This window comes from Salinivirga sp. (assembly GCF_055145285.1).
This window is the reverse complement of record NZ_JBSRDC010000021.1, coordinates 25629-51180: the sequence shown is the minus strand read 5'-3', so window position 1 is coordinate 51180 and position 25552 is coordinate 25629. Positions and strand designations below refer to the sequence as shown.

Sequence of the window (25552 nt, the reverse complement as noted above, 5' to 3'; positions counted from 1 at the left end):
TCTGTATGGTATGATCTTATTGGAGAAGGGACAATAGCAGATGCTATTTTGGATCGGTTGGTAAACTCTTCTCACAGGATCGACCTCAAAGGAGAATCGTTAAGAAAAGGTTTTATAAAAAGTGAATAAGAAAAAAAATTGTACTATTGTATGATCTTTCAAAGTGGCACCTTTTCAACCGGAAAGACTGGCATGGTCCGACCGGAATAACCAGCTTTATTCAACTGTTTGAATATTACTAATTAAATGATTTGATGCTTTTCTTTTTAAACTATTGATTGTATCAGACATAAACATTATATGATAATCATTTTCTACCTCAAAAAGCGTCGTTGAATTTTTTAAATAACCGTCAGAGTCTGTGTCCTTTTCTTCTATAACTACTTTGTAATTAGAATCATTAATTTGAAGTGTACACCATATTTCATAATTAATCCTTTTCGTTGCAGTTTTAAGAGAAAGCATTTTTCTAACCCATTGAATCTTATTAATGTTTTCTTCTTCTAAATCGTGTCCGAAAATCTTGTACTTTTTAACTATCACTTCTCTATCGGCCAATGATCGTGCTGACCTTAATAAGGGGTTAGTAATTGTTTTAGTTTCTTCAATTTTTATACCGTCAACATAATTCTCATTCTTAGTCTCGGCAAAGAAGTCATCAAACTTGGAAAGTACGCTATTAAGAGGTTCCCATAAATCACTATTAATGTGGTTTATGATTTCAAAAGCAACTTTGGGAGTTACAAATATTTTGGATTTTGTTAGTTTCTTGCGTTTCAGAATTTCAATTTCTTTTTCAATATCACCTAATTCGTCAATATCTTCTCCATTCGCTGCTTTTATGCTGAGTTCTAACGACCAAATTGATTGCCTTTCAATGTATTCAATTAGGGATTCAATATCACCAGCATCAGCTTTTTGTAAAGCTGTTAGATAGTTTTCTTTATCTTCAGATTTTATTATTACTGGTGGGTAGCTGTTTTTTAAAAGAATATAATTCATTATTAATCTGGCGACTCGTCCATTTCCATCATCAAAAGGATGGATACAAACAAATCTGTAATGGAATTCCGCTGCTAATTGTACTGGATGTGATTGGTTAATGTTAGAGTTATACCAACTCAATAAATCCCTCATTAATGCTGGGGTTGCTTCTGGTGAAGCATACTCATGAATTTCTCCATTTTTCAATTGAACGCTGTTGGGAGAACTTTTGTATTGCCCGATTTCAATCTTCTTTCTAGTAGATGTACCATCTGGTGTAATTGCATCTTTCCAAAAAGGATTAACTAAAATTGTTTTATTTAACTCTTTGATAAATGTTTCTGTTAATGGACGTTCTTTTTCTTTTGCCATTTCCTTAATTTGTGATAAAGCTACATCATGAGCTTTCATTTCTTCAATATCACTTACTGGAACATCTCCAGAACTTTTATCAAAAAACAATAATAATTGAGTTTGACCATATGTTAATGTATTACCTTCAAGGTGATTTGAGTTATAGTTGAATTCTAAACGGAGCTTTTTTTGCAAACGCTTATTATCTTCATCTTTTAAAGGAAGCATTTCATCTAATTCCACCTTCAGGGCATTCACGGTATCTATTGTCTTCGTATTATACATTTCTATTTTTTTTATTAGATACAAGTAATTCTTTGACATCAACATCTAATATCTCTGCTATTTTATATAAGTCTTCTAAACTTGGTTGTCTCCTATTCTGAACGTAAGCATTTATCATGTTATAGCTTTTATTCAATTGCTTAGATAACCAAGTTTGTTTTATGCCTTTGATTTCAAGTACCTCTTTTATTCTATTCATTATATCTCAAAATGTGATATAAAAATACGGCATTATTTAATTGTCTGCAAGTTTTTTTAGGAATGGTATTGTTTTTTTGCATGAAACCCAACCGTCCCGGCTGTATGCGCTCGGCCGGGGCTTTCAACCCGATGTGATTTTATCAGTATAAACGAATGTGCCAGGGATAAACGAATGGCTGAATATGTTGTGGATGCCCCGGCTGCCGTATGACAGCTTTGTTGCCTGCTGGCATTCTATACTATTTTTTCAATTCATAATTTGTACTTCTTCCTCCTTCGGGTTCCTTTTGTAATATGTTCTTATTTATCAAATCGTTAATGTCTCGAATGGCTGTGTCTTTTGAACACCTGGCCATTTTAGCCCATTTCATTGAAGTCAGTTTTCCTTCAAATCCATCAAGAATTTTGTTTAATACTTTTCTTTGTCTCTCATTAATGATTGTTCTTGAGTGTCTGTTCCAAAAATCTGCTTTGAATAAAACTCTTGTCAAAATCTTGTCTGTTGTATTTAAAGCATTAATTAAACAACTTAAAAACCATTTTATCCATTCGGTTATGTCAAGGTCTCCTTTTTGAGATTTTTCAAGAATCTCATAGTATTCTTTTCTTTCTACTCTAATTTGAGCGGACATACTATAAAATCGTTGAGTGCTTTTATCTGATTGAGCTAATAGCATATCTGTTAAAGCTCTTGCAATTCGTCCATTTCCATCCTGAAAGGGGTGAATTGTTACAAACCAAAAATGTGCGATTGCTGCTTTTATTACTAAATCAATATTCTTCTCTTGGTTGAACCATTTTAAAAATTGATTCATTTCATTACCTATTAAATCTGCATCTGGTGCCTGGAAGGGAACCTTTTCTCTTCCCGCAGAACCCGAAACAACTTGCATTTGTCCCGCTGTGTCTTTTCTCCAGTCTGCCACCGTTATCTTAGAGATTCCACTTCGTCCCATTGGGAACAGCGCAGCGTGCCAATCAAAAAGTCTATCTTTTGTTAATGGTTTGAAACAATTATTTGTAGCATCAATCATCATGTCAACCATTCCGTCGACGTTTCTATCGGATGAAATTGCCCCAGCGAATTCCATTCCGAATCTCTGTGCAATTGAAGAACGAACTTGCTCAGGATTTAAATGCTCTCCTTCTATTTCTGATGATTTTATTACATCTAATGTTAAAGTTTCAATTAATGCTTCATCTCGTAATTCAAATCCCAGAGATTCCATTTTGCCAATCAAGCGACCTTGTAGATTTCTGGTTTCACTTAGAAGGTTGACAAATTCATTACTATTCCATTTGAAATTTGGCCAATTCTCCTTTTGATGTATATAACGCTCCATTCGTCTTAAAATTTGCAACAAATATACGATTTAATCGTTGCAAAACAAAATTTTCGTTACATTAAGTGCGTTGAATAATGGGGTTATTCGTTGCACTTTGCATTCTATGCTTGCAGGCAACTTATAAATAATACCACCATCCCCGTTTTACTGCGTTTATATCTCCTTCTTCCACAGAAAAAACGGCTATGTTTGCTCTTTCAAATATATCAAAGGTTATGTGAAATTCTATTTGTTTTCACCAAAAATTTCGGGATTAGAAAATGGGTTGGGATGTCAGGGCATCAATGGGTTGAAACTTGCAGGTTTGGATGAATTTTAGCTGTTTCATCCAAAAAAAGATAAATATATTTGGTTAATATAATTAACTGGTTTATATTTGTGTCAACTTAATTTAATTAATAACTAAAAATATGGAAAAAAATAGTTTTACACCGGAAGAGAGCTTTGATTTGATTCAAAAGCACATCTCAAATTTTAAAATGAATTACAAAGAAAATGCACAAATCTTTCTACTTTGGGGTTGGATAATGACTTTAGCCAGCTTTTCGCATTTTGCTATTGCAAAAATCATAATAAGTTATGAAGCTTATGAACAGTTCATGATACTTACTATTGGCAATTATATTGCATTTGTTGCTGTTGGTTTTTTAATAGAGTATTTCATTGACCGGAAAAAGAACAAAAAAGTATTTAGCCAGTTGGACAGTTTTAGCAATATTCTTTGGAAAGTAACCGGTGCATCAATACCAATTACTGTATTCCTTTGTATTAAATTGCAAGTGCCTCCCCCTCCGTTTTTTTTGCTGACAATGGGCGTTGCCACGACAATTACCGGATTTCTTATAAAATATAAACCTGTAATTCTGGGAGGCATTGCCTTCTTTTTATTCGCTATTGCCTCTTCATTTGTTCTCAGCGAGAATACCTTGTTAATTACGGGAGCGGCATTAATTTGCTGTTATTTGGTCCCCGGATATTTTTTGAAATACGCAAAAGAATAGTGCTATGTACAGTGATTTAGATCCGTTATTGCATTCTCAGTTACGATTGGCGATTATTTCTATGCTGGTGAGCTCAGAAAAAGTTGACTTTACCCATATTAAGGAAGAAACCAAAGCTGCGGCAGGCAACATCAGCATACAGATAAAAAAGCTGGAGGAAGCCGGGTACATTGAAGTTGAAAAGACCTTCAAAAATAATTACCCGAAAACCATGTTGTCGATTACTGATAAAGGAGTGAAGGCATTTGAAGTGTATGTAAACGATCTCAAAAAATACATTGACCCGAAAAAATAATTTTTTTATCAATTTAGTTAAAATTATTATCTGATAAAAACACACGGTCCAAAGGCAATTAACACAGCGTAAAGGTGCGGGAATAAATGGTCGTTTATCGATAAGTTGTGTGCAAGGCAGCACCTTTCAAGGCTATTGCAATAATTCTCCAGAAATTCGTAAATTTGTTTAAAATTATTTTCGATGAACAACAGGAACTTAATACGATTCGACTGGGCAATTAAACGACTTTTACGAAATAAAGCCGACTTTACTGTATTGGAAGGTTTTTTATCTGAATTGCTTAAAGACGACATCCTAATTGATTCAATTCTTGAAAGCGAAAGCAACCAAAAAATTGACAGCGACAAGTTTAATCGTGTTGACATACTTGTGAAAAATTCAAAAGGTGAATTGGCGATTATCGAAATACAGAACGAAAACGAGTACGACTATTTTCACCGAATGGCTTATGGAACGTCAAAAGTTTTGACAGAATATATTTCAATTGGCGAACCGTACAAAAACATTAAAAAAGTTTACTCGATCAACATCGTTTATTTTGATCTTGGACAGGGCGAAGACTATGTTTATCACGGGAAAACTGACTTCTTGGGGATTCATAAATCCGACAAACTAAAATTATCGGCCAAACAGACGGAATTGCTCGGTGGAAAAACTGACCCCTACCAGATTTATCCTGAATACTACGTGCTTAAGGTAAATAATTTCGACGATATTGCAAAGGACAGTCTTGACCAGTGGATTTACTACCTGAAAAACAACGACATTAAGGACGAATTTAACGCTAAAGGAATTGAAAAAGCCAAAGAACGATGGCGGGTTGACAATTTACCGGAAGAGGAACGGAAAAGATACTTAAAACACATTGAAAACTTGCATTACGGAGCAAGCATGGCCTGGTCGATGAAAGTTGATGCAGAAGATGAAATCAGGAAAGAGGAGCGATATAAAGAAAGACTCCAAAATGCAAAAGGAATGAAAGAAAAAGGAATTGATACAACGATTATTGCTGAAATTACCGGATTAGAGCAAAAGGAGATAGAAAAACTGTAATTCGTGCTCGTGAGAAAACTCCAAAAATTGCGCCGTGCCGTCGGCAAGCCTTTGGCGACCGATGGTTATGTTCATTTTGAAAACAGTCGATCCGTCGGCTGACCTAAACTCCTTGATATTCAAAATGAATGACTTATCGGAAAAATTCACTGTAATACGTTTTGACCAGCGAGGATTTGGAAAATCAAGTATCCCCGAAAAAACATAAAAATGAACACAACTGAATATAATAAAGACGTTTGGGACAGATTTGTTGCGAATAAAGTGCGATGGACGATTCCCGTTTCTAAAAAAGAAATTGAGCATGCAAAAAATGGCATTTGGGACATTGTTTTAACGCCCACAAAGCCTGTTCCTCATCAATGGTTCCCCGATTTAAACGGACTGAAAGTACTTGGTTTAGCCTCCGGAGGCGGACAACAAGGACCGATTTTGGCAGCATTGGGCGCCGCGGTTACCATTTTTGATAATTCTGAGAATCAACTTAGCCAGGATAGAAAACTAAGTGAAGAATTCAACCTTAATATCAAAACCATCCAGGGCGATATGAAAGATTTGTCGGTATTGGCTGATGAGTCGTTTGATTTAGTTTTCAATCCTTGCTCGGTAGTTTTCACAGATAACGTAAAACCGGTTTGGAAAGAATGTTTTCGCGTTTTAAAATCAAACGGAGTTTTAATGACCGGGTTAATAAATCCAATAATTTTCCAGTTTGACCAGGACATTAATCCTCTTCAATTAACTTACGCCCAGCCCTATTCAGACCTGAACTCATTACCGAAAGAAAAGCTCGATAAATTAATTGAAAACCAGGAAACTTTAGAATTTGGCCATAGCTTAACTGAGCAAATTGGCGAGCAGTTAAAAGCCGGTTTTTTAATGACCGACTTTTACGAAGACGATTGGAATGGCGAAAAAATTATTGATAAATACCTTCCTTCGTTCTTTGCAACCCGGGCGATAAAAAGATGAACCTGACAAGAGAAAACAACAGTAATGAATAACTTTAGTATAGTAGAAATAATTGCGCTAATTTCTCTCTTTATTTCGTTGCTGCTGTCATTTTTCCTGCTGACCGTAAAAACGAAAAACAAGCCTGCAAATATACTTCTTGCAGGCTTTATAATTCTTTGTGCATTTGATATAAGCGGACTATTCATAAACTCACGCGTACTATTATCGGTTTCTAACACATCAATATTCTTAATCTTCCCCACCTTCTATCTTTATGTTTTATCCATTTGCCATACAAACTTCACCTTCAAAATCAGGCATTTATTACATGCAATTCCATTTCTTATATATGCTTTACTCCTAAGCTTTTGCTTTTTATTTGATGGAAATGAATTAATTGGTTACTACTTTTTTAAAATAAAATGGATATTTAGCGCTTTCCTGTTAAAACTGCAAGCACTAATTTACATCATTGCCGCTATTCTTTTATTGCGAAAACACAAAACAATATATCTTGAGAATTACACAGGTGGGGACATTTCGATTTACAGTATGTTATATCAGATTGTAATAATTTTTGCACTTACGCTTCCACTGACCATCGCAAAAGAAATGATGTTTTCTGCTGAATTTCAGCATGTTCTTCAATGGATAAATATCACTTTACTGGCAGCAGCATTGTTTATGTTGTGCTGGTTTGTGCTTAAAGCATTATACCATCCTGAATTATTCAGGGGAGTGAACCCGAAATTAAAAACCACAAAAGAAATAATACATAATCTTGAACCAGGTAAATACGAAGAAACAGACAGCCAACAAAATCCTGAGATAAAAACCCGGATAGAACAGATCAAAAAATATATGGCTGAACAAGAGCCTTACCTTGAACCAAAATTCAGTTTGCAGGATCTCGCTTCACGGCTTGAAATGCCTTTGCGAGAAGTTTCTGTTTTGATTAACCGGTATATGGGGCAACATTTTTTTGATTTTGTGAATGAATACCGCATCAAAAAGGCAAAAGAACTATTAAAAAACGCTACAAAAAATGAACTTACCATTCAGCAAATTCTGTTTGATGCCGGATTTAACTCAAAATCTTCATTCAATACAGCCTTCAAAAAGCATACAGGGTTAACGCCAACCGAGTACCGAAATAAACATACATAAAACCGAACCATAAAATTTTCTAAAAAGGGTTCGACTTTCTGAAAGTCGTACGCCTGCAAAATATTTTTTATCGATTATTGCTTCATAATTGGCCGAACCATATCGGTTAAAGATTTAGTTATGTTAAATAATAAGATTTAAAATTATGAAGATGAAACTATTTGCAACATCACTGGTGCTAATCGCATTGACCATTTGTGCTAATGCTATCCCAATTAGCAACACCACAAACAACAATTTTGAAGATACTGTTGAAATTAAAAACGTTAAGAAAACTGTTGTGGAATCCTATGTAGAGGGCATTTTTTTACAAGGCAATGCAAAACTGCTAAAAAAGGGTTGGCATCCGGATTGCGATATCGTGATATTTGAGAATGGAGAATTAACAAAGTTGCCTGCAAAGTACTGGATTCAAAGGCTAGAGAAAAATCCCAAACCATTAGACCCTTCAGTAACATACAAATTTATTGATGTAAAAGTAACCGGATATGCAGCCATTGCGATAATTGAAATTTTTTCAGATGGCAAACAGGTTTATACGGACTATATGTGCTTATATAAATTCAACGATGGTTGGAAGATTGCAACAAAAATTTATTATGCCTTTCCCAAATAATACCCGTTGTATATCAAAATGATTGAAAAAGCATTTTGCTTATTACAACGGTTAATGCCGATACAGAATCACAGATTGATTTTTAATCATTCGTTTTGATTCGTAATCGGTATAGTCTATTTATTAAAATAAAAATTACAGAAATGAAAAATATATCAATCTTATACGTATTACTTGTTTTTACTTGTAGTTGCAACTCTCAATCCATATCAGGATACTGGACAGGAACTATGGAAGTGAATGGGAAGACAGCGGATTTATCTTTAGATTTAAATGACTCTACTATTTCAAGTAGTGATAATATGTTCCTAAAACAGCGAATACAAAATCTAAGCCTTAAAAACAATATCTTAAGCTTCTCATATATTCCTTCTGATGCCAATTTATCATTTGAAGGAGAATTGGACAAAAACAACATAAGAGGTACTGTAAAAATTCGGAAAATGCCTCCTGAAATAAAAATGAGTTTTAATCTAACCAAACAATCTGATACAAGTCCTCCAAAAAAATATACTACAGAAAAACTTATTATTGCAAGCAATGGTGCCAATATTTCAGCAGAAATTTATAAACCAAAAAAAGAATCAATACATCCTGCAATAGTTTTACTTCATGGTTCAGGTGGGACCACTAAAAATGGAAAAGCTTTTTATGCTGATTATTTTGTTAAGCAAGGCTTTGAAGTTTTAATATATGATAAAAGAGGAAGCGGGCAATCAACAGGCAACCGAATAACAGCAACTTATGAAAACCTTGTAGAAGATGCTATAGCATGTTTGGAAATATTAAATAAGAGAGAAACAGTAGATAAGAATAAAATCGGACTCTGGGGAACTAGCCAGGGAGGAATGCTGTTGCCTTTTATTGCTTCCAAAACAGATATTCCTTCATTTATGATAGCTATTTCTCCGGCGTTTAGCGCATATGAAGCAGCTGCTTTCTCTGATAGTCTGAGAGTTGTAAGCAGAGGCAACTCATCTGAAGATGGACATATTGCAGCAGAAAGTCATAGAAAGGTGGCTGAAATGATACGCAATGGAAGCGATTATAAAGAGGTGTTGAACTTCATAAATAATAACACACAGAAATATCGTTTTATGAATCTAACAGGATTACATGACAGGCTGGTTCTAAATAAAGAGATTTTTGAGGGATGGTATTGGTCCGGAAGAAAATACAACTTTTATAATTATTGGAAAAAACTTGATATTAAAACATTATGCGTGCTTGGCGAAGATGATAGATATGTTAACGCAATAAAAATTTCAAAAGCTATAAAAAGCATTAAGAATAATAAAATTGAAATGAAATTATTTAGTGGGGCAAGTCATAATTTGAAGAAAACGCCTAATTTTAGAAATCCTTCTGAATTCGACTTTCCAAGAGTAAAAGAAGGTTATCTGGAATATGTTGAAAATTGGATGAAAAGTGAAGTTGATGGTAATTAACTCATTGGCAACTTACATAATGCCGCACCGGTGCTTTTTCAAAAGTAAACAAAGCCTGGAGGGCTAAAATCATGGCAGATAAAATGTTTGAAAATGGAATATCGCTGCGATGTACTGTAAAGCATTAAAGGAGTTACCCAATATTTCAAGGTGGCAGAATGTATTTCTGCACGGGGCAAGAAGGGCAAACTCTTTTGCAATTTCTGGTTTAACCCGAAAAATTAGCTTCGCTGAGCTCGTCCTTCGTCCTCGGTTCATGAATTTTCTACGACTAAGAAATACCAACAAATTTGGCAAAACAAGATAGCCCAAATTTACCTTCGGTGAGCTCATCGCTGCGCTCTTCGGTTGGGTATTTCTAAGCCGGAGCCTGTTCCGGTTTATCGGAAGTTACCCGCTTTGCCATCCCTTATCCCACCCCACATTCATGAAATTCGCTTCACTCTTTCATGAATAAAGCGGGTTAAGAATTGCAAGTGTGCCTGACCTTGTCAGAAGGCTTGCTTCAAAATTTTCCATACTCATTTTCGGAAAATTATAATTCCCGTAATTGTTAAAAAGAATGCAATGCAAAGCCAGGCAAAATAATCGCCAAGCGAAGAATAAATAGTTTGTTGCCCTTTGGTTGGTACATCTGAGTAGAATATTAAATCACTGGTATTGAAAAAATCTAATGAAGATAATAGCTGTCCTTTATAATTAAATGATGCTGAAAACCCTTTTGAAACTGACCGAACCATATTAAACCCATGTTCAATTGCCCTGATCGATGATACGTACGTGTGGTAAGGCGAAATCTCCCGCCAATCATTTCCCGGCACTAACATAAGGTCAATGTTTGCTCCTCCTATTTGGTTAATATGTGCAGGGAAATCCATATCAAAACAAATGGCCGAACTTATCCTTCCGTGGGGCGTGTCAAAGTATTTTAGTCTTCCATCTCCATACCTGCCTTCACCCGGAGTTGGCCTGGCTTTATTGTAGGTAAACAACATCCGGCCTTTTGGCGAAATCCAAACAATTTTATTTTCTGGTCTTTTTTCGGGATATCCCTTTGGAATGATACATATAGGCAGCCCCAGGTAAATATTATATTTGGATGCAGTAGCTTTGGCATTTTCAATGAATCCTTTTTCTTTATCTTCCGATAATGTAATTAGGGCTTCAATTCCAAATACAATTTTTGCCCCCGCATGTGCTGCAGTATCGCAATTATGTAAAAACTTCTTATTCCTTCTTTCATTTACAGAATCAGCATTTTCACTAAAATGATATCTCAATTCAGCTTGCTCTATATTTATTGATGCTATACGAACAGTTTCATATTCGTTGTTCATTGCCAACCTGATTTGGCCAAATAGCACCACAAGAAGAAATGGGATGCCATAAATTACCAGGGCCAGGTAAATCTTACTTTTCTCAAAATAATTGTCCCAAAGCCAATTTATAATTGATGCAGTCCACGTAATCAGAAATGTCACTCCCCAAATACCGGTAACCGAAACAAGCTGTAATAAAGGCAACGATGACTGTGTATGAACCAAAGTGCCATACGAACCTGAAGGATTGGTTGATATGGTTATATAATCCATTATCACATAAGCAGCAGGAAATATGAGCGTCGAAACAATTCCTTTTATTTTTTGCGAGTAAATTCTGTCCAACAAAAATGTCAGCGACGTAAATACGCTCATCATAAAAGTAACGAGGTAGTAGAAAAAGCCTGACATGGGCATCATTCCCTTCCATACGAATATGTTTGACACCCACCCGGCAAGAACAATTATCAGAAATCCTTTAAATGGTTTTTGAAACCGTAAAAAACGAATGAGAAATACAGGTGCTATAAAAGCAGCAATTGGGAGAATCCATCTTCCGTTAAAGAAAAACAACCATGCAAACCCCAATAAAAGATATAAACAGGATTGATTTGATTTTGTTTTAAAGTTTAGCATAAGTCAAAAATTTAATTTTTGACAAACATAAGCTGTCAATACCCTCTTTCTGAAAAAATGTGACGAAGTGCACGAAAATGTGATAAGATGTTCTGAAACGGCGAAATGTAACGATTCAAATCAACCCATTTTTGAAGAAACAAGCTTTCGAAATTCCTTAATCTTATTTCTTGAAACAGGAATAACATTGTCAATATCCTTAAAATGGACTTTAAGCCCCTGGGCAACGCCGGTAATATGATGGACATGCTGCACGTTTACCAAATAGGAACGATGTGGCTTATAAATGATATTAGATGAGCCTGTTTTCTGCTCAATATTAGTGATGGTATCCCGGATCGTAATCTTTTTTATACCATTATTGATATAGGTTACATTCAAATAATTGCCCAACGCTTCGACAAGAACAAGACTATTAATATCAATATTAACTTTGGTAAATTTATCAACTTTAAATTCTAACCGGCTTTGCGTAGTTGACTCATTTTTTAAATCAAGCGAATTGTTAATGTTGGCAGAAATATTTAGATGTTTTTTTAACAGATAATATTGATTGACCAAATTAATAATTAAACCCAACGGCACTCCTATTAGTAACTGGAGATAAGCCCACCATAAGTAATTTTTAAATGTAAACTCTTGAAAAGCATTGTATTTGAAAATAAGAAAAAGATTCAACGCAAAAAACATGATATTGGCAAACAAGAGATTAATGCCTACAACCCAAACCAAATTTCTTTTTATTGTCCATTTGTCTTCATTGAAATATTGAGGGAAAATCAAAGGAACCAATACAGTAGTTACCAGTCCTGCAAAGCCACCTGAAGCAGTCATAAATGCAGAGAATACAATATAATCGGGGTTGTTATTAAGCCCGAATGGTTTAAAAAGAATTAGAAATAAAAACACGCACAAGCCAATGGGTACAATTTGTTTAATCCTTCTTGAAGGTTGAAATGAAAAAGGATATGGCCGATCCAGAAATTCAAGCATCACATTTCTTTGCTAATTTATCGATCAAAAATAGCAGAAAAAACAGAACTTAAAAAGTATTACCAATGCTCTGCATACGCCTATTATATTGTAAAAACCAATCATAGAGTTCTTGCTCGGGATATATAGACCAATACATTCCATGACCGGCTTCCGGATCTGCCGTGAATTTTAAATCTTTGTTTTTTCCTTCCAATTGATTAATCATCCATTCTGTATCTTCAAATTCTGCTATTTTATCTTTTTTTCCATGAAAAGCCCAAACAGGCAGGTTAATTAATTTATCCGTATTCTTCATAATGTAATCAATATGGCGCGTAAATCCGCTCATAGGAGCAATTGCCGCAAATTTATCAGGATATTTCATCGCCAGATACCATGTTCCGGCTCCTCCTAAACTTACTCCTGTAAGGTACACTCTGTTGGTATTTACTCTATATTTTGTGGTTATTTCTTCATAAAAATTCTCAAACCAATTGTCGGTGGACCATCTTTGGTTTATCGGACATTGAGGAGCAACAATAATAAATTGAAATTTTCTCTTTCTCCATATTTGATCAGGAATACCACAGCAATAAAGGTCAATTGTATCTGTACCTCTACTGGATCCACCATGCAGATAAATGATTAATGGCCATTTTTTTGTGGTGTCATCGGTATATTCTTCGGGCGTATAAGATATGTAATGGTAATTTGTATCTTTTGGATGTTGATTTAATCCTTTCTCGAAAACCAATTCATGTTGCAATGAACCATCAATATTCCACCATGTACATTTCCCATGCTTTTGTCCATTTCTATACTTTTGCGTTGACTCTCTTTGCCCATTCGAATACCAATATTCATGCAGGCCGTGCCGTAATCCATTCGAATAATTAGCCATTCTCTCAAGTTGCCCGTTTTTGTACCATGCTTTGAATTCTCCTTCTTTTGTGTTCGTCCTATAATTACACCACAGGCTTTTTACTTTTACTGTTTTATCAAAAGAACTATAGGTGCCTTCCATCTGGATCTGACCATTTGGATAGTAATCCCGAACATGATACAATTTAGTATCGTTATCAAATCGGATAATTCGCTTGCAAATTATGGTATCGTTTTTAGATATTGGAACATGCAAATTAAATGTATCAACATCCTGGGCTTTTATTGTTCCCTGACAAATAGACAGTAGTATGATAAATGCAATTTTCTTCATCGGCCCGGGCTGCAATTGAAATACAATTAATGTTTACTAAGATAATGTTTTTTAAATTCAATCAATTCAATTGGCGCTCCATTATGCTCAATCATTGCAACTCTAATCCCATCTGCAGGAGGATTAGGTTCTGTTATTACATTTAGATCATGGTTTTTTAATTCAAAATCCAAATTCTCAACCTCAAATGCAATGTGAGGAACTGTTTGTATTAATTTACTAATTGGGCTATCTTCCTCAAATCTCATCCATTCAACGCCGAAAGGACTTGTGCTAAATCCTGAAACATATAACTTGAATTGTGGTAAATATCTTTCATTTGGCATTTTCATATCTGTAGGAATTCCCAGATGGTGATATTTCCAGCCCCAATCTTCGATACAAGGAGGTAATTCAAAGTCTTGACGTATTTGCTGCATATCTTTGATTTTAATCAGTTCGTTTACATTTTACCAAAATACATTTTAAAGGTGGTTCATTTTCCATATGTTTTATCGGTTCATCAATTTCAAAAAATTCGACCAAACCATATTTTTCAAATTCTTGTTTTACGGAGTCGCTGTTGTAAAAGAATACATTTAATCCATCCATTACTTCATATCTGTCTTTACTCAATTGTTTTCCATTTCCATACATCGAAGCTTTTTTTGAGACAACCGTAAAAATCATATGTCCGTTTGGTTTTAACTGTCGGAAACAGTCTTTTACAAACTTTTTTCTCTCGTTTTGACTTAAAAGATGAATCAAAGCATAACAAAATATTCCATCATACATTTTTGTGTCAAATGGCATCTCTGTTACCGAACCATTGTGGATTTTTATATCGAGTCCGTTAGTTCTCTTAGCCAAATCAATTGCTGTTTTTGATATTTCTATTCCAGTCACATTTAATCCGTGCTCAGAGAAAATCTTTGCATTTCTTCCGTATCCAATCCCGGGAATCAGAATTTCTTTTGCATGCATTTTAAGAAAGAAGTCTTTTGACAGAATTGCAGAATCCGATGGTTCAAATCCCCATGTCGTTTTTTCTTCTTTGAACATTGATTCCCAAAAGTTCTTCATCTCATTCCTTTTTTTGCAGGATGTTTGTTTTGCTTGCGGCTAACGGCTTTCTATTAACTATAACCCCGCAATTATTGCTCATATTATTGTTTGGTTCGCGATGGCATCGCGAAGCAGCGGAGGATCGTTGTTGCATATACTTTTATTAAAACCTCATTATTCTTATGTTTTGGCTTATCAATTTCCTTAATCTGGAGGACTTCAGGTAGTCCGTATTGCGTACAAATGACTGCTTTCATTTTTATAAACCTTTAAATTGAATGAATCATTCTATTTTGCGTTGCTTTATTTATTATAAATCACAGGCATTTTCCCTTTCCATTCTTCCCATAAGTCATTTTCAATAATTAATCTTGCCATAAAGTTCCCAACGTTTATTCGACTGGTTTTGCCCGAATTAAAAATAGGACTTCTTGTGGGCGAAGCATGTAGTTCGTATCCGGTTACGTTTGATTCATTTATCAACGAATCCGGGCGAACGGCTACCCATTGAATATTTTCATGATTCTGACCAATGTTTAACCTTAAATAATCGGCTGCGGTTTCATTGTCTAGTTGAGGTGGTATTAGTAATCGAATCAAACCTATTACAATTTTTTCTCCTAATGAAAAAGTTTCTTTCAAATCTTTGTTTCTGTTGCCTGTGGTATTCATGAGAACAAATTTAAAAGGATGTCCATTGGAATTTTTTTCGATAGCACTGCACAATAATTCAACGGCACTTGTAACTAATTTTCGAGGCTTTCCGAAAATTCCCCGGAAGTTTAAATTATGTCCAAGGCAAGACACAACAGATTGGCAATCTTTTATATAGTTCGCCATTTCGTTTACTTCAATTTCTGATACATTGGCTTTTATTATTGATATGCTTTTATTGGTTTCCCATGTGTCAGGAATTATTGCAAGAGGCCGGACGATTACTTTAACATTTTGTCCCATTAAAATTAATTGATTTACCAATTCCTTTCCTGTTGCTCCGCTAGCTCCTATTACCAAAGTTGTCAAATTGTTTGTTTCCATTTTTCATATTTTAAATTTGCAATTAATTGCAATGGATTGTTTTCTTTTCAAATATAACATATTTTTATTGAGGCAGTTAGGCTTGTGGTTAAAAAATGAGAACCTACACCGGGCAAACCGCTGAAATGTATACAAAAAAATGCGGGATGTAGTTCTATCATGAGTTGTCGGCGGAGCTTGCAGGCCGCTCATTGGTCTATCAATTGGCAGCGATAGTTTTTATTTGTTCTACATTCTTGTCCAAATTCCTTCGTATCCCCTCACACGTCCATCACATTCATCATCCTTTATCAATTGAAATCGTAAAGTATCATTGTGAATTTCATATTTATATATTCCGGCAAAATCACATGGTACGCCACCCATATCTTTAAGTATTATTGTATCATTTTTTAAATCATAATATCCCCAAACATCAATTTCTTTGTCATCAAAAAAATCAGATTGAGTTTTATAATCAGGTGTAAATGTCTTAATATTAATCCTATTCGGCAATTTCTGTTGCCAAACACCAATTATGCTATTTTCAGGCTTATCAATTTGACTAATACTATCATTAATCCATGTTCCCCATCCTTTTTCTATTGCTTGTTCAATAAATGGAGCTTCACAGTAACCATCAGGTTTTATTTCACCTGACCTGTACTGATTTCGCAATAAGTCTCGTGCTATTCTATGAATATTACCTGATAAGGTATGAAATTCAGATACATTGGATAAAACTATTACAGCACTTTTAGCCTTTTCATCCATATACATAGCTGAGCGGTAACCAAGTGTACCGCCATCATGAAAATACCAATAGAAAGGAGTGATTCCACAAAATCTTATCATGTTCCATCCAAGAGCCACATTATTGTTATGGTCATCAAAGGTTTTTTGCCGCTGAAAAGATAGAATAGAATCATTTGTAAAATTAGCTTGAACAAAATTAGCTAAATCATTGGTCGAGGATAGAACGTCTCCTGCTGCCCGATGAATATTAAGATCCCAATTAGGAACGTTTTCCCCTTTTTCATTTTGTCCATGTACTAAACACTTATGTACGTCATTTTGATTAGTTGTAGAAATGGCCATACCATACTTTTGGAAAACATATTCCTTCAGTAAACGCTCATAACTTTTGCCTGTTTCCAGCTCTAATATGTATCCAAGTATGCCATATCCTAGATTTGAATATTCAAATTCTTCTCCCGGCATTGAAAACAATCTCATCTCGTTTACCAGATAATCTTTTAGCAACAGGCTATCGTACTCTAAATACGGATTTAGTGGATTTCGCCCTGCTACACTATCCAGGTTTGATGGATAATTTGGTAATCCTGACGTATGATTTGCCAGCATTTTTAAAGTTATCTTATTAGCATTTTCTTCTGTTGAATTTAACCCGAATGGTAAATAGTCAGAAATAACATCATCTAATTGCATGCTGTTTTCCTTAACTATATTTGCTAAAATAGTGGAAGTAAATAATTTAGTAATCGATCCAACTTCAAAAACAGAATCTTTATTGTTTATTTCTATAATCGTATCATTTGCAATGTTATAGCCTAAAAATCCTACTTTATTGCTCTTAATAACTGCAATTGAAAATTGGGTGTTATCAGGGAATTCATTGATATATTCCTGAATAATTTTCTTTTCTTGAATCGTAATAAAACCCTCATTGATATTCTGCTCGCAACTTATCAAGACCAGGATCAATATCAAACTACTTATTATTTTCATTTTGTTAATGATTTTTTGTTTGTGAAAATTACCGCCAAGGGCAAATTTAGGTAGTAACCGACTGGGTGGCACTTTCCTGTCAATTCACAAGAAAGTTGAAGCGGGCTATAATCCTCTAAATTAATACCATATCGGCTATTTTTTTTACATTGTTATGGGCGCTAATTGTTCTATTTTTTAGTTTTAGAATCAAACAGAAGGTCTAGCATTTTATACAAATCACCTTCGTTGTAATTTGATATATTTTCGGTATCAACTCTATGCACAAAAATCATATCCAGGTTAGGATAAACTCCTAAACAATGTATTCCTGCCCCACCATGAAAAAATGAATTCCTTTTTGTTTCATCTTTAGAAACTATTACATCCCAAAGTATTCCTCGTTTTACAAAATTTTGAAGGTTCGAATATGGTTTTGTACTTACATCAATCCATTCTTTAGGCACTAGTTGATTTCCATCCCAAGAGCCGTAGTTCATATACAATTGTCCGTATAACATTAAATCGCGTGCCGACATTCTAAAATGCCAGGCTGGATATTTTGATTTGGTTTTTTCATATTGATAATAACCATCTTTGTCTGTAAAATTCAAATCTTCTGAACTATCACCAACGGTATAAGTAAAATACTTTCCTTTATAATCTTTCATTCCCAGAGGTATAGCAATCTCTTCATTGAAAAGGTCATAGATGCTTTTTCCTGTTTGCATTTCTAAAATTGCGCCCAAAGTATTAAAATCCCAATTATTATAATAGTAATGTTCACCGGGTTTGTGCGAATGGCGTTCAGGTCTACGATCAATCATACCTTGACTTTCTGCTGCCGCTTCATGATACACACCCGAGCGTGATTTAAGCAAATCAACAACCCTGGCTTGTTTTTCACCTTCAGTTAAACCGGGAGTGATATCATCAATTCCAAGTTCTGCCATTGTTTTTGAGGTATCAATCTGCCCGTTTGAAATAGCAATTCCTATTAATGAATTTAAAAGCGCTTTTCTAATAGAATGTATCAAATGTTTTTTATCTGTTTCTCCCCATTCAAAAACAATAGCTCCATCTGCCATTATCATCATTGAGGATGCATCGCTTTTTTCAAGATGTTTTTTTAGCAATTCTAATTTCTGAGAAGAATAACCCTTTGTTTCAGGTTCAGCATAAGTAAAGCCGGATTTAGGTGTTATATCACAACTAGCTAAAAACACTAATAACCCAAATAGATAAATGATTAGATCTTGCTTAATATTCATAATCATAATTTTAAATTGTTTACACTGCCGGTTTGTTTTTATTGCCCATAACAAGTCGCGAAGCTACACAAACGGTGCACAATCGTCGATAGTTTTTATTTGTTCAATTTTATGGTCCAAATTCCTTCATTTCCGCTAATCCGGCATCTATTTTTCAAAGAATTAATCCTTTTTCTTTTTCATAGCTTCTTCCAATTCTTTCAATCTCTTTTCAAGCTCAACTTGCTTTTTAATAAGCTCTTTATTTTCTTTTTCGAGCTGCTTTGCTCGCGAATTATGATTAATGTTCGTATTGTACGTCGCCTGAGAGCCTGGGGTGTCAATGTTAATATTCTCAAAAGAATTAAAACCAGTTGAAACACCATTCAACGTGGTAGAAACAATCCCTTCAATATCGAGGTTTCCAACAACAAATGAGGCCACATCCATCCCGGCTTTAGCTGCATTAACAGACGATTCAATAATTGCGGGATCAACCCCGTCGGCTGCCATTTCGCGCCGCATTTCAATTTCCATTTCCTTGCGGGCCTCTTGTATTTCGCGGGCGGCTTCTTTCATTTCCTCATTTATGCCTTCTTTTTCAACCTCTACAGAAGCTTCTTTCATTGCTTTGGCTGCCTCTTGCATAGCTCCATTAATAATACCACCAAGATTTATTTCGCTAATGCTTTGGTTTATGTCATACATCATCTTTGCAGAAAGCTGCGAGTCGGCTTCAGACATAGCTATTTCAACCGCTTTTTCCACGGCTTCCAGTTGGTCCGGTTGTAGCTTGTCGGTGTTTTTAACCGTAACTTTCATTAAACTGTCACGGTTTTGATGTGTAGTTTGTTGTAAAACAGAATCATTAATATGGGTTAACGATTGGGTTGGGTCGTTTGAAGTAAACGATGCGAGCATAAGGCCTCCCGCAATTATACCTGCGGCGATTATACCTTCAATAAAATTAGTTTTCATAGTTTTTTCTTTTTGTAATCGGTTAATACGTTGTAATACACTACCTCTTTTTGCCGAAAATGCCATTGCAAGCCGGGCTTGTTCTGTTTGTTTAATTTGCATAGCTGCAAGGGTTTTTATATACTCAATTTTATTACCGGTTGCATCAACAGCAATATTGTCGCAGCTGTTTTCGCGTTCGGCACGCACCTGTGCCGATATTATCCAAACCGCCGGATGATAAAAGAACAGCATTTCTACCATTGATTGCATTATGTTGAGCAAATAATCATGGCGCCTAATGTGCGCCAGTTCATGGGCAATAGCAGCCTCGAATTCAGTTGGCGTTAAGCCGGTTAAAGCGCTTATTGGAAAGAGAACAATTGGCTTTAAAGCCCCTAAAGTAACCGGTACCCGGGTCAGTGGTGAAAAAAACGATTCCACTTTCCGCTTTATCCCAAGTTTATGTGAAAGCGATTTTACTATCTGACCCCACTCATCGCCCATTGGTGTCAGGTTTTGGGTGCGCAATCTATGGGTGTAAATAAGCCCTCCGGTAAACCTTGCCATCATAAATAGCATGCCCACAAACCAAATCAGACAAATGATATTGAAGTTTCGTTGGAAAAATGCACGAAACTTTAGTGTGTTTTGATTAATAACCGATGTTTGCTGTTTGTTTAGGTTACTTGAGTGGGAGTTGTCCGCCGAAAGTATGTTTTTAAGGTAACCGGGGTTATTTAACATTTGTGTTTTCAATGCCTGCTTTTCCGAGGCATATTGATAGGCATTAATAAAGGTGATGCCTGCCCACACCAGAATACCCATAAGTGCTGTAAACGAGAGAAAATATTTGATTTGTGCGCTTTTTTTCTTTATTAAATACAAAACAAGAAATAGTAAAATGGCTATTATGGCACCTTGCCAAAGCGAGTGGATTAGCATCCACCCCAATGCTTCCGTTAATTCTTCGGAGAATATTGCTGATATTGTATTCATCACTGTTGGGATTTATCAATCTCATTAATAATGCGCTTGATCTCTTCAAGTTCTTTTGCGCTTGTTTTCTTGTTGCCCAACAATTGCATGAGCAACCCGGAGGCTGATCCGGCAAATGCGGTGTCGAGAAACCGGTCTAATAGTTTTCCGCGGGTTTCATCTTTTTTGGTATTTGCGAAATAGAGGTGACTTTTTCCGTTTGGCTCTCTGCGCAGCAAACCTTTAGCCGTCATATTCTGCATAATTTTCAATGCTGTAGTGTAACCAACATCTTTGGTTTGTACCAACTGCTCATGAATTTCTTTCACCGTGAGCGGTTCCTTATTCCAAAGTATATTTAGTATTTCCAGCTCTGCCGCCGTAGGCATATTCGTATTTTTGTCCATATCAAAGAAGAATTACGATGTTTGTCGTACAAATATATACGACAAGTATCGTAATAACAAATTATTTTGCAATTATTTTTGCAAATATTTGATTGCATTTCAATTATGGAATCCCGGTGTCTTTCGATAGTCGATATGCCGAAATATCCATGGGTTTAAAAAACTCCTCCAATAATACTTCGCCAGGATGTCTGTTTGCTAAAGTGCCCATAGTCAAGTCGTTTATTTTTGATAATCAATAATTTCCACGTCATGTGCTATGACTTGTTGGCAAACATAAGCACTAACGTTTTTTAAATTATTAATTATTTCAAATATGCATTATAATTATCAGATAACCACCACACCGCCAATGAGCTATGAGCACTTGTCAAGCCGCTCAGAGTCCTACTTATAAACCATTGCTATAAAGACTCATACTGAAAATCTAAAGTTGCAAAAAAAATGGTTATTAAGAAATATTTATTGATAAATCGCCAGAAACAAAGGAACAAAGCTTCTTTAAAGCCGGATGAATCCGGCTATAATTATTTGCCGTGTCGTTTTTTACACCCGGTTAAAACCGGGTGCTATTCCAATCCCGTTGCTTATTCCAGGGGTTTCGATTGGTTCATCCGAATAAAATCATGAGGAGCCATAAAAAATTTCCATTTTCTTACAACCTTTAAACCGGGTGCTATTCTAATCTCGTTGCTTATAAACAGGTTAATACCGGGTGTCAGGCTAATCTCGTCGCATATTCATGGGTTTTCAATTGTCCCACTCGATTAAAAAAATAAGGGGTCGCAGAAAGCAAAACCCCTTATAATTTGGTATTAATCCAAATCGAACCGGTCGAGATTCATGACTTTGTTCCAGGCGGCCACAAAATCGATGACAAACTTGTCCCGGCCATCTTCGCTGGCGTACACTTCTGCAAGGGCTCTCAGCTCTGAGTTTGAGCCAAAGATAAGGTCTACGCGGGTTCCTTTCCACTTTTGTTTGCCCGATGCCCTGTCGTAGCCCTCAAAAGCTTCCCTGGAATCAGATGTGGGCTTCCACTCGGTATCCATATCGAGCAGGTTGACAAAGAAATCGTTGGTGAGTTTTTCAGGTTGCTCTGTAAATACGCCATAATCGGAATGGTCGTAATTTGCGTTCAATACGCGCAGCCCACCTACAAGAACGGTCATTTCGGGCGCGGTTAATGTGAGCAACTGCGCTTTATCAACCAACGCATGCTCTGTACATTTGCTATACTCCTTTTTGTGATAATTGCGAAAACCGTCGGTCTCCGGCTTCAGTGCTTCGAACGATTCCACATCGGTTTGTTCCTGCGAGGCATCCGTGCGGCCCGGTGTGAATGGTACGGAAATGTCGAAGCCCGCATCTTTTGCGGCTTTCTCTACTGCTGCACATCCGGCCAGCACAATGAGATCGGCCAGTGAGACTTTTTTATCTCCGGATTGCGCACTGTTAAAGTCCTGCTGAATGCCTTCGAGTGCTTTCAACACCTTGCTGAGTTGTTTGGGATTATTGACTTCCCAGTCTTTTTGCGGAGCAAGTCGAATGCGCGCACCGTTGGCGCCTCCGCGTTTGTCTGAACCCCGGAAATTAGCAGCCGAAGCCCATGCAGTGGCAACCAATAGTGATACAGACAGGCCGGAATCGAGCACTTTACTTTTCAGTTCTGCAATATCATTTTCATCGATCAGTGCATGGTCTACCTCGGGAATCGGATCTTGCCAGAGTAAATCTTCCTCAGGCACTTCGGGTCCGAGATAACGGGATTTGGGCCCCATATCGCGATGCACAAGTTTAAACCATGCGCGGGCAAAAGCATCGGCAAATTCATCCGGATTCTTATAGAAGTGTTTGGATATTTTTTCGTATTCCGGATCCACTTTAAGTGCAAGGTCGGTGGTAAGCATCATGGGCGCATTTTTCTTGCCCTCAATGTGCGCATCCGGCACTAAATCTTTGGCAGCCTTGTCTTTTGGCGTCCACTGATGTTTAGCGGCCGGGCTTTTCGTCAGCTCCCATTCGTATTCGAACAGGTTTTCAAAGAAGCCCATATCCCACTGCGTAGGTTTTTCTGTCCAGGCACCTTCGAGACCGCTGGTAATGGCATCGGCTCCTTTTCCGGTGCCGTAGCTATTTTTCCATCCGAGGCCCTGCTCCTCGATGGGCGCTGTTTCAGGATCGGGCCCGTTATGATCTTCGGGCGCGGCACCGTGTACTTTTCCGAACGTATGTCCGCCGGCTATAAGTGCTACGGTTTCATAATCGTTCATGGCCATTCGTTCAAATGACTGGCGAATAAATTTTGCTGATTTTGCGGGATCGGGTTCTCCGTTGGGGCCTTCGGGGTTAACATAAATGAGGCCCATGTGGTCGGCAGCTAAGGGGCCTTCCAGCGTTCCTTCATCGTTGTGACGGTCATCGCCCAGCCACTCATGTTCTGGCCCCCAGTCTATATCTTTTTCGGGTTCCCAAACATCTTCGCGACCGCCGCCAAAACCGAACGTTTCGAAGCCCATAGATTCCAGGGCAACATTACCGGCCAGAATTATCAGATCGGCCCATGAAATGTTCTTACCATACTTTTGCTTAACCGGCCATAGCAAGCGTCTTGCTTTATCGAGGCTCACATTGTCGGGCCAACTGTTGATAGGCATAAAACGCTGATTGCCTGTACCTCCACCGCCACGGCCATCGGTAACACGGTAAGTTCCGGCGCTGTGCCATGCCATGCGAATGAACAAACCACCATAGTGGCCCCAATCTGCCGGCCACCAATCTTTGGAATCGGTCATCAACTCGCTAATATCTTTTTTCACGGCTTTCAGGTCCAGTTTTTTGAATTCTTCAGCATAGTTAAAATCTTCGCCCATGGGATTGGACAATTCTGAATGCTGACGCAAAATATCGAGATTTATCCGGTTCGCATCGGCACCCGGGTTTGATGCTCCACTACCGGCCCTGTGCGTTCCGGTTGCTCCTGTTACGGGGCATTTGCTAATATTGTTGGAATCCTTTTTCATATTACTATATTTTAATAAGATTTAGTTAGAGTTATCAACGGTCTATGGCTTATTTTGCTTCTTTATTAATTGATTTATTGATGTTCCGATAATTAATACACATTTACTGTTTGGAATGTTTGGATAAAAGTTAAAAATACAGGTTATTTTTCTGTTTTTTAGGAGATGTTTTACACTTTAATAATGGATACAAATTTTTTTTATCCGTTCATAGAACAGAAAAAGCTAAGATAAGTGCATAGAAAACTCCCGGGAGGTAGTTCAACCCGGACTAATATTTAGGTTTCCGATGCATACAGAACAGGATTTACCGGCCGCACAGAGTCGGGTTTATTGGGGATTGTTCTTATTGTTTTGTATTTCCTGATAATCGTCAAGCGCCATTTCTATGCTGTTAATGATCAGTTCCGGGTCATCTTTTTGCACATAATGCCTGGTTTTGGTGCTATAGAAAAACCTGCCATAGCTTAATGGATACAACAGTTCGAGCCAGCGATTACGCTTTAGTGTGCTGTTTAGCCGGAACATTTCTTCCTGGTCATAAGGAGTTACTCGATTTTCATTTGTCCTAAACCCGCCGGCCTGGATAAAATGAACAGGCACATCGGGCAGCGGATTGCGGGTGCATTGTGCATAACCGGAGTCATTAATGGTTGTAGCCACTTCCATCTCCATCAACACGTGCCGGGGCATTGTTGACTTGTATTTCTCTTTAAAATACTTGAAGGAGGCAAAAATGGAGTCAATTTGATGCTCGGTTATTCCAATTTTCTCGTAAGGTAATCTGCCCATCCCCTTTTTCTTTGTAAAATCGTGTGGGTCAGCAAATATAAGTCCGGCGACTTCATCCGGATAAAGCGAGGCAAAACTTCTGATATAATTAGCTCCGAAAGAATGTCCTACCAGAAGGTAAGGTGGGTTCAAATCTTTTTTCAGCAACATTTTTCTCAAATTGGTTACAATGTGTTTCATGGTTGGCAGAAGGCTATCGTCTTCTGATTGTCCAATTCTTGGCCGGTTATAAGCAAAAACCGGGCATTCTTTGGAGACTTCATCAATTATGTTAGTCCAAAAATCAAGTTTTGTAGCACGGCCGTTTTCAAATACAATTGTTGGTTTGCCGGAGTTTTTGTTCTCCATGCCAGCTAATAAAACTTCGATTTTGGTTTGATTGACTTCAATGAAACCAGGTTGACTGAAAACCAAGCTGTTGATGGTTAAAAAAGCAATAAAAGCGAAAATTGAGGTTCTGCTAAACTTCATAATCATACAAATTTTGGTTATTATTTTGAACC

Annotated in this window: 24 protein-coding genes; 8 read left to right on the top strand and 16 right to left on the bottom strand. The window is 36.7% G+C overall.

Annotation, left to right across the window (positions count from 1 at the left end):
- Nucleotides 1–129, top strand: a 129-nt coding sequence (locus ACTB0Y_RS04275) for an ATP-binding protein (RefSeq protein WP_463205564.1), incomplete at its 5' end; no start/stop codon positions are given.
- 87 nt (nucleotides 130–216) lie between these two features.
- On the opposite strand, the gene ACTB0Y_RS04270 is transcribed toward ACTB0Y_RS04275, so the two are convergent.
- The 3 genes from ACTB0Y_RS04270 to ACTB0Y_RS04260 form a co-directional block, all read right to left on the bottom strand.
- Nucleotides 217–1623: a Fic family protein gene (locus ACTB0Y_RS04270; RefSeq protein WP_463205563.1), complete on the bottom strand. Its 1407-nt coding sequence runs from the start codon at nucleotides 1621–1623 to the stop codon at nucleotides 217–219.
- On the bottom strand, nucleotides 1616–1822 hold the full coding sequence (locus ACTB0Y_RS04265; protein WP_463205562.1) for a helix-turn-helix domain-containing protein: 207 nt from the start codon (nucleotides 1820–1822) through the stop codon (nucleotides 1616–1618). Before ACTB0Y_RS04265 ends, ACTB0Y_RS04270 begins: the two co-directional genes overlap by 8 nt.
- Nucleotides 1823–2063: 241 nt before the next feature.
- A complete protein-coding gene (locus ACTB0Y_RS04260) occupies nucleotides 2064–3167 on the bottom strand; it encodes a Fic family protein (RefSeq protein WP_463205561.1) in 1104 nt (367 codons plus the stop codon).
- Between the two features lie 413 nt (nucleotides 3168–3580).
- On the opposite strand from ACTB0Y_RS04260, the gene ACTB0Y_RS04255 reads away from it, so the two are divergent.
- The 7 genes from ACTB0Y_RS04255 to ACTB0Y_RS04225 all read left to right on the top strand — a co-directional run bounded on the left by ACTB0Y_RS04255 (nucleotide 3581) and on the right by ACTB0Y_RS04225 (nucleotide 9707).
- Complete coding sequence (locus ACTB0Y_RS04255) at nucleotides 3581–4171, top strand: hypothetical protein (RefSeq protein ID WP_463205560.1); 591 nt, start codon at nucleotides 3581–3583, stop codon at nucleotides 4169–4171.
- A gap of 4 nt (nucleotides 4172–4175) precedes the next feature.
- Complete coding sequence (locus ACTB0Y_RS04250; RefSeq protein ID WP_463205559.1) at nucleotides 4176–4466, top strand: winged helix-turn-helix domain-containing protein; 291 nt, start codon at nucleotides 4176–4178, stop codon at nucleotides 4464–4466.
- Between the two features lie 183 nt (nucleotides 4467–4649).
- Nucleotides 4650–5522 carry an Rpn family recombination-promoting nuclease/putative transposase gene (locus ACTB0Y_RS04245; protein WP_463205558.1) on the top strand — a complete coding sequence of 291 codons (873 nt, stop codon included), beginning with the start codon at nucleotides 4650–4652 and terminating at the stop codon, nucleotides 5520–5522.
- Nucleotides 5523–5732: 210 nt separating this feature from the next.
- Complete coding sequence (locus ACTB0Y_RS04240) at nucleotides 5733–6494, top strand: class I SAM-dependent methyltransferase (protein WP_463205557.1); 762 nt, start codon at nucleotides 5733–5735, stop codon at nucleotides 6492–6494.
- 24 nt (nucleotides 6495–6518) lie between these two features.
- Nucleotides 6519–7643 (top strand): helix-turn-helix domain-containing protein, encoded by a 1125-nt coding sequence (locus ACTB0Y_RS04235; RefSeq protein ID WP_463205556.1) that lies wholly within the window; start codon nucleotides 6519–6521, stop codon nucleotides 7641–7643.
- Between the two features lie 151 nt (nucleotides 7644–7794).
- On the top strand, nucleotides 7795–8259 hold the full coding sequence (locus ACTB0Y_RS04230) for a nuclear transport factor 2 family protein (protein ID WP_463205555.1): 465 nt from the start codon (nucleotides 7795–7797) through the stop codon (nucleotides 8257–8259).
- 143 nt (nucleotides 8260–8402) lie between these two features.
- Nucleotides 8403–9707 (top strand): alpha/beta hydrolase family protein, encoded by a 1305-nt coding sequence (locus tag ACTB0Y_RS04225; protein WP_463205554.1) that lies wholly within the window; start codon nucleotides 8403–8405, stop codon nucleotides 9705–9707.
- A gap of 521 nt (nucleotides 9708–10228) precedes the next feature.
- Here the strand turns inward: ACTB0Y_RS04225 and ACTB0Y_RS04220 are convergent.
- The 13 genes from ACTB0Y_RS04220 to ACTB0Y_RS04160 form a co-directional block, all read right to left on the bottom strand.
- The gene (locus ACTB0Y_RS04220; protein ID WP_463205553.1) at nucleotides 10229–11662 is read right to left on the bottom strand and encodes a nitrilase-related carbon-nitrogen hydrolase; all 1434 of its coding nucleotides are present in this window, start codon (nucleotides 11660–11662) and stop codon (nucleotides 10229–10231) included.
- A gap of 120 nt (nucleotides 11663–11782) precedes the next feature.
- Nucleotides 11783–12655, bottom strand: coding sequence for a LytR/AlgR family response regulator transcription factor (locus ACTB0Y_RS04215; RefSeq protein ID WP_463205552.1), 873 nt, complete (start codon nucleotides 12653–12655; stop codon nucleotides 11783–11785).
- Nucleotides 12656–12704: 49 nt separating this feature from the next.
- Nucleotides 12705–13853, bottom strand: a complete 1149-nt coding sequence (locus tag ACTB0Y_RS04210; RefSeq protein WP_463205551.1) for a dienelactone hydrolase family protein — start codon at nucleotides 13851–13853, stop codon at nucleotides 12705–12707.
- A gap of 26 nt (nucleotides 13854–13879) precedes the next feature.
- Nucleotides 13880–14272, bottom strand: coding sequence for a VOC family protein (locus ACTB0Y_RS04205; RefSeq protein WP_463205550.1), 393 nt, complete (start codon nucleotides 14270–14272; stop codon nucleotides 13880–13882).
- Nucleotides 14273–14282: 10 nt separating this feature from the next.
- On the bottom strand, nucleotides 14283–14915 hold the full coding sequence (locus ACTB0Y_RS04200) for a class I SAM-dependent methyltransferase (protein ID WP_463205549.1): 633 nt from the start codon (nucleotides 14913–14915) through the stop codon (nucleotides 14283–14285).
- Nucleotides 14916–15200: 285 nt separating this feature from the next.
- Nucleotides 15201–15935, bottom strand: a complete 735-nt coding sequence (locus ACTB0Y_RS04195) for an NAD(P)H-binding protein (protein WP_463205548.1) — start codon at nucleotides 15933–15935, stop codon at nucleotides 15201–15203.
- 228 nt (nucleotides 15936–16163) lie between these two features.
- Nucleotides 16164–17663, bottom strand: coding sequence for a serine hydrolase domain-containing protein (locus ACTB0Y_RS04190; protein WP_463205547.1), 1500 nt, complete (start codon nucleotides 17661–17663; stop codon nucleotides 16164–16166).
- Nucleotides 17664–17833: 170 nt separating this feature from the next.
- Nucleotides 17834–18913 carry a serine hydrolase domain-containing protein gene (locus ACTB0Y_RS04185; protein WP_463205546.1) on the bottom strand — a complete coding sequence of 360 codons (1080 nt, stop codon included), beginning with the start codon at nucleotides 18911–18913 and terminating at the stop codon, nucleotides 17834–17836.
- 162 nt (nucleotides 18914–19075) lie between these two features.
- Nucleotides 19076–20848: a M56 family metallopeptidase gene (locus tag ACTB0Y_RS04180; RefSeq protein ID WP_463205545.1), complete on the bottom strand. Its 1773-nt coding sequence runs from the start codon at nucleotides 20846–20848 to the stop codon at nucleotides 19076–19078.
- Nucleotides 20848–21234 (bottom strand): BlaI/MecI/CopY family transcriptional regulator, encoded by a 387-nt coding sequence (locus ACTB0Y_RS04175; RefSeq protein ID WP_463205544.1) that lies wholly within the window; start codon nucleotides 21232–21234, stop codon nucleotides 20848–20850. Before ACTB0Y_RS04175 ends, ACTB0Y_RS04180 begins: the two co-directional genes overlap by 1 nt.
- Before the next feature lie 103 nt (nucleotides 21235–21337).
- Nucleotides 21338–21445: a helix-turn-helix transcriptional regulator gene (locus ACTB0Y_RS04170; RefSeq protein WP_463205543.1), complete on the bottom strand. Its 108-nt coding sequence runs from the start codon at nucleotides 21443–21445 to the stop codon at nucleotides 21338–21340.
- Nucleotides 21446–22049: 604 nt separating this feature from the next.
- Entirely contained in the window at nucleotides 22050–24257 is a 2208-nt protein-coding gene (gene katG / locus ACTB0Y_RS04165; RefSeq protein ID WP_463205542.1) for a catalase/peroxidase HPI, read from the bottom strand.
- A 330-nt stretch (nucleotides 24258–24587) separates the two neighbouring features.
- On the bottom strand, nucleotides 24588–25520 hold the full coding sequence (locus ACTB0Y_RS04160; protein WP_463205541.1) for an alpha/beta fold hydrolase: 933 nt from the start codon (nucleotides 25518–25520) through the stop codon (nucleotides 24588–24590).
- Between the last annotated feature and the right edge of the window lie 32 nt (nucleotides 25521–25552).

Coding starts and splice junctions, on each gene's coding strand:
- ACTB0Y_RS04270 (WP_463205563.1), bottom strand. CDS start 1,623: ATGTATAATACGAAGACAATAGATACCGTGAATGCCCTGAAGGTGGAA.
- ACTB0Y_RS04265 (WP_463205562.1), bottom strand. CDS start 1,822: ATGAATAGAATAAAAGAGGTACTTGAAATCAAAGGCATAAAACAAACT.
- ACTB0Y_RS04260 (WP_463205561.1), bottom strand. CDS start 3,167: ATGGAGCGTTATATACATCAAAAGGAGAATTGGCCAAATTTCAAATGG.
- ACTB0Y_RS04255 (WP_463205560.1), top strand. CDS start 3,581: ATGGAAAAAAATAGTTTTACACCGGAAGAGAGCTTTGATTTGATTCAA.
- ACTB0Y_RS04250 (WP_463205559.1), top strand. CDS start 4,176: ATGTACAGTGATTTAGATCCGTTATTGCATTCTCAGTTACGATTGGCG.
- ACTB0Y_RS04245 (WP_463205558.1), top strand. CDS start 4,650: ATGAACAACAGGAACTTAATACGATTCGACTGGGCAATTAAACGACTT.
- ACTB0Y_RS04240 (WP_463205557.1), top strand. CDS start 5,733: ATGAACACAACTGAATATAATAAAGACGTTTGGGACAGATTTGTTGCG.
- ACTB0Y_RS04235 (WP_463205556.1), top strand. CDS start 6,519: ATGAATAACTTTAGTATAGTAGAAATAATTGCGCTAATTTCTCTCTTT.
- ACTB0Y_RS04230 (WP_463205555.1), top strand. CDS start 7,795: ATGAAACTATTTGCAACATCACTGGTGCTAATCGCATTGACCATTTGT.
- ACTB0Y_RS04225 (WP_463205554.1), top strand. CDS start 8,403: ATGAAAAATATATCAATCTTATACGTATTACTTGTTTTTACTTGTAGT.
- ACTB0Y_RS04220 (WP_463205553.1), bottom strand. CDS start 11,662: ATGCTAAACTTTAAAACAAAATCAAATCAATCCTGTTTATATCTTTTA.
- ACTB0Y_RS04215 (WP_463205552.1), bottom strand. CDS start 12,655: ATGCTTGAATTTCTGGATCGGCCATATCCTTTTTCATTTCAACCTTCA.
- ACTB0Y_RS04210 (WP_463205551.1), bottom strand. CDS start 13,853: ATGAAGAAAATTGCATTTATCATACTACTGTCTATTTGTCAGGGAACA.
- ACTB0Y_RS04205 (WP_463205550.1), bottom strand. CDS start 14,272: ATGCAGCAAATACGTCAAGACTTTGAATTACCTCCTTGTATCGAAGAT.
- ACTB0Y_RS04200 (WP_463205549.1), bottom strand. CDS start 14,915: ATGAAGAACTTTTGGGAATCAATGTTCAAAGAAGAAAAAACGACATGG.
- ACTB0Y_RS04195 (WP_463205548.1), bottom strand. CDS start 15,935: ATGGAAACAAACAATTTGACAACTTTGGTAATAGGAGCTAGCGGAGCA.
- ACTB0Y_RS04190 (WP_463205547.1), bottom strand. CDS start 17,663: ATGAAAATAATAAGTAGTTTGATATTGATCCTGGTCTTGATAAGTTGC.
- ACTB0Y_RS04185 (WP_463205546.1), bottom strand. CDS start 18,913: ATGAATATTAAGCAAGATCTAATCATTTATCTATTTGGGTTATTAGTG.
- ACTB0Y_RS04180 (WP_463205545.1), bottom strand. CDS start 20,848: ATGAATACAATATCAGCAATATTCTCCGAAGAATTAACGGAAGCATTG.
- ACTB0Y_RS04175 (WP_463205544.1), bottom strand. CDS start 21,234: ATGGACAAAAATACGAATATGCCTACGGCGGCAGAGCTGGAAATACTA.
- ACTB0Y_RS04170 (WP_463205543.1), bottom strand. CDS start 21,445: ATGGGCACTTTAGCAAACAGACATCCTGGCGAAGTATTATTGGAGGAG.
- katG (WP_463205542.1), bottom strand. CDS start 24,257: ATGAAAAAGGATTCCAACAATATTAGCAAATGCCCCGTAACAGGAGCA.
- ACTB0Y_RS04160 (WP_463205541.1), bottom strand. CDS start 25,520: ATGAAGTTTAGCAGAACCTCAATTTTCGCTTTTATTGCTTTTTTAACC.